Source organism: Anaerostipes stercorihominis (genome assembly GCF_057535655.1).
The window spans coordinates 1-443 of the sequence record NZ_BAAJCL010000040.1 but is presented as its reverse complement, the minus strand read 5'-3'; the positions used below and the strand labels follow the sequence as shown (position 1 = coordinate 443).

The window sequence follows — 443 nt, the reverse complement described above, 5'->3', positions numbered from 1 at the left end:
ATAGCCTTTCTCATTGGATTCTGCTGCTGTCGCAATGGATCCATGGGTTGTAAATCCTCCGATTCCGTCAATGGTCTGTCCTGCTTTCAGATCAATCTTCGCTCTTGTAATACATTCAGATACCAGTCCATCCATCGGTACGCAGGTAACTTCTCCGTCAATTACCGCTTTTGCTACCGTTAACGGTGTCTCTAAGTTGCACAGATGATATGGACGATACAAGGTCCATAATGGTCCAGGTCCCATGCTATGATATCCCATCTGGTATGCAATCTCTTCATTCGGTGTAGATACTGTTACAAACACTCCCGGTGCAATTCCGTTTACATATTCTACAACTCCGTGCTTATTTAAGATTCCTCCTTCTTTCTTTAATTTCAGAATCTCATTTAATTCCTTCACACCTTCGGTTCCCGGTGCTGTCTTTGGTCCGTGTCCTCCAA

Annotated in this window: 1 protein-coding gene; it reads right to left on the bottom strand. The window is 44.0% G+C overall.

Annotated features, from left to right (window positions below):
- A partial coding sequence (locus tag AC27EF_RS13620; protein ID WP_487111302.1) for a hypothetical protein occupies window positions 1–443 on the bottom strand: 443 nt, incomplete at both ends.